Origin of the sequence: Nitrosomonas sp. Nm51, from assembly GCF_900111165.1 — a bacterium.
GTDB lineage: Bacteria > Pseudomonadota > Gammaproteobacteria > Burkholderiales > Nitrosomonadaceae > Nitrosomonas.
In genome coordinates this window covers 1-3,479 of sequence record NZ_FOGH01000094.1, presented here as the reverse complement: position 1 = coordinate 3,479, position 3,479 = coordinate 1, and the positions used below count along the sequence as shown (strand labels likewise).

Annotated in this window: 4 protein-coding genes; 2 read left to right on the top strand and 2 right to left on the bottom strand. The window is 45.2% G+C overall.

Annotation, left to right across the window (positions count from 1 at the left end):
* Window positions 1-226: 226 nt before the first annotated feature.
* Window positions 227-361: a hypothetical protein gene (locus BMY60_RS16455; protein ID WP_256251015.1), complete on the bottom strand. Its 135-nt coding sequence runs from the start codon at window positions 359-361 to the stop codon at window positions 227-229.
* A gap of 107 nt (window positions 362-468) precedes the next feature.
* Window positions 469-1,635 carry a Fic family protein gene (locus BMY60_RS14775; protein ID WP_090334663.1) on the bottom strand — a complete coding sequence of 389 codons (1,167 nt, stop codon included), beginning with the start codon at window positions 1,633-1,635 and terminating at the stop codon, window positions 469-471.
* A gap of 466 nt (window positions 1,636-2,101) precedes the next feature.
* Here BMY60_RS14775 and BMY60_RS14770 point away from each other — a divergent pair, with 466 nt between their 5' ends.
* Both BMY60_RS14770 and istA read left to right on the top strand, forming a co-directional pair.
* Window positions 2,102-2,653 (top strand): hypothetical protein, encoded by a 552-nt coding sequence (locus BMY60_RS14770; RefSeq protein WP_090334661.1) that lies wholly within the window; start codon window positions 2,102-2,104, stop codon window positions 2,651-2,653.
* A 79-nt stretch (window positions 2,654-2,732) separates the two neighbouring features.
* A partial coding sequence (istA, locus tag BMY60_RS14765; protein ID WP_143057481.1) for an IS21 family transposase occupies window positions 2,733-3,479 on the top strand: 747 nt, incomplete at its 3' end.

Below are 3,479 nucleotides of genomic sequence, written 5' to 3'. Positions count from 1 at the left end.
AGCAGGTCGCTGGCCAGCCTTGGTGCGTTATATCATCAGTAAAATTATTGCCAGCAAACCCCAGAAATCACAATTTCTTGATTCATTTCCCGCTACGTTGGCATTTGATTCCAGCTAACTGAGGAATTTAGGTTTAACCCAGACAGTTACACAGTTTAATTTACAGTCCCTGTATTGGCTCTTATGTGAACGCATTTCATTTTTGTAATACAAAGCGTTGACTGTCCTACATTGCTTCCCGTTTTACGCAAGATGTGCGTTGTACTACAAAATCTTCGATTTTCCGTCCAACGCGCTTGGCAAAGGGGCCCGCTGCGCGCCCCTGTTGCATACCCCCGGCTGTGTGGTGCATATCAGGCATTGAGCCATCATGCACCACCAAAACGTGAGCGCCGTTTTATTACGCACAGGGTTTGGGGAGATTGCGGTGCCTGTCAGCACCAAACCCGTATGTGAACAAATGACCAGTTATCCAATCGGTTCTGTTCCTTTGTTCAGCAAGGCAAGATATTGACTGTACACAAAGACTTTGTGCCGCTCTTTCCCGGTAATTTCTTTCACAATACCAAGTTCTTCCAGCGTGGACAGATTGCGTAGAACGGTCGGCAATGAAATATCACAAGCGGCTTTGATCTTTGTTGTTGTGGTGATCGGATTGTTTTGCAGGTAATTGTGGATGGTCAGCAACGCTGCCGTGGTTTTGCCGGATTGTTCAATATCCTGCCTGTCCGTGTTAAAAAGCTGAACTATTGCTTGCGCCGTTTGCGTGGCCTGATTAGCCGTATCGATCACGCCTTGCAAAAAGAAGCCGATCCATGCCTCCCAATCACCAGTTTCTCTTACGGATTGCAGATGGTTGTAATAATCCCGGCGGTTGGTTTTGAGATACAGACTGAGATATAAAAGCGGCTCTTTTAATATGCCGTGTGTACATAAAATAAACGTAATTAAGAGCCGCCCCAAACGCCCGTTGCCGTCAAGGAAAGGGTGGATGGTTTCAAACTGCACATGAATGAGTGCGGCTTTGATAAGGACGGGTAATTTTGTATTTTCGTCGTGCAAAAATTTTTCAAAATTATCCAGACATTCCATCAAATATTCAGGCGGCGGCGGAACGAAGGAAGCTGTGCCGGGGCGCGAACCGCCAATCCAGTTTTGTGATGTTCTGAATTCTCCAGGATGTTTATTTCCGCCGCGCGCATTATCCATGAGCTTGGCATGAATTTCACGGATAAGGCGCAAGGATAAAGGAAAATCCTTTAAACGCTCCAATCCGTAACTCATGGCCGATACGTAACAGGAAACTTCCCTGACATCATCGAGCGGCACACCCGGCGCTTCCTCATTTTCAAATAACAAGAGATCGGAGAGCGAAGATTGCGTCCCTTCAATCTGTGAGGACAGGACGGCCTCTTTACGAATATACATATAGAGGAATAGGGATGGATTTGGCAAAACCATGCTCATGCCGTCCAGACGGCCCAAAGCCGTATTGGCCTGATCCAGCAGTGGATAGAGATTGCCTATGTCAATAGGTGGCTCCGGTGGTAAAGGCTGGGGAATATAAGCGTTATAGCTCTCACCACCAACAATGGAGCTTTTTACGCGGCGTCCTATGCGGGTTTTTAAATCCATCTCATCCTGTAAGTAACGTTTGTCTGCAATTATGTTAGCTATATAAGATTAACTCATGTCCATGAAACATACAAGAATTTAAATAACGAAAAATACATAAAATGTAATTTGTTTCTATTTAACTCACTTGAACGATATATCGTGACACTTGAATATAATCTTCTAAGCGCCAACGGCAATTCATTCTGGTACGGGATTCTTGCAGGAGACGTTTAACAGAATAAAGCATCGAAGGAGATCGACTACACACTGACCCTTGCAATCAATCGGTTACAGGTCAGGTTTTGAGGTAAACTTATGGCAATTAAGGTATTGATATTCTTTGCCCTTAAATTGAAGGCACAAGCCTTTGCGGCTTTTGGCCTACCGAGTGCAGTTCGCTCACGGTGCGAACTTATGACCCATTAGTGATTACGATAAATAACGGACTGCGAACATTTATTAACCAAATAAAAACTCAATCGACATGCAAAATAAAATCAAAAATATGAATTTTTCTAATATCCGACTTCTTAAAATTGCTGTAGGAGTGTTTTCCTTATTTCTATGGACGACTTTGTTTGCCGCTACATTTGATACTGCAAGTCAGGAATTGCGTTTACCAGCAGTCTTCGATGGCGAAAAAACCTATACTGATGTTGTTATAAAACTAAACGCAAACGGCACCTATTTATTAACAGGCACTGAAGAATCCCTGCCATTTCAATGCGGAAACAGCTTCAGTGAAGCAACACTTGGGCAACTTAGCACAGGCATGAGTGTTGCCGACATCAATGCAGCCCTTGGGTGTCAATGGGTCAATCATTCCAAAGATACAAATAATATTTTAGACAGATTTACTTGGCAGGACACTCAATGCACAACAATATCTATTTCAACAAGTGTAAGCAGTGAAGATTTATTAGACAGGTCTATTTCTTACACTGGCAGTTGCGCGCTTAATCCTGAGGGCGCTGGAATCTATGATATGACATCTGAAAGTGTTGACACCGGTCGAAAATTGACCAGAAAAGGCTAGTTGTACCGGTTGAAAATTGACCAGGTAATTCACGTATCCTGCCTAAATTTTAAGCAGGAGAAATTAAGAGGTGATTACCATGGTTATGTATGCAAAGATACGTCGGATGTTTTACCGTGAACATTTGTCGATTAATGAGATTCAACGGCGCACAAGTCTGTCGCGGAACACAATAAAAAAGTGGTTGAAAGCGCCAAGTGACAGCGCAGTGAAATATCACAGAGCGAAGAAGCCCGGCAAGCTGACACCGTTTGAATCTCGATTGTTATTGGCGCTGGAAGCGGATGCTCGCCGCCCCAGGAAAGACCGGCGCACTGCCAGGATGCTGTTCCAGGAAATCAGAAAGGATGGCTATGTTGGCGGTTATACAATTGTTTGTGACTTTGTTCGCAACTGGCGCAATCAAGGCGGGCAGGGTAAAACGGCGTATGTACCGCTGAAGTTTACGTTGGGTGAAGCCTTTCAGTTTGACTGGAGTGAAGAATGGCTGGTGATCGGTGGCACCCACCGTAAAGTGTTGGCTGCACATACCAAACTATGTGCCAGTCGTGCCTTCATGTTGTCGGGCTATCCGTCACAAAGTCACGAAATGCTGTTCGATGCGCATACCCGTGCATTTACAGCTTTTGGCGGCGTGCCGCAACGCGGCATTTACGACAACATGAAGACGGCTGTGGACAAGGTGTCCAAAGGTAACGGGCGTGTGGTAAATACGCGCTTCTTCGCGATGACGGCACATTACCTGTTCGATCCTGATTTCTGCAATGTAGCTTCCGGCTGGGAGAAAGGTGTCGTCGAGAAGAATGTCCAGGATATGCGCCGCCGC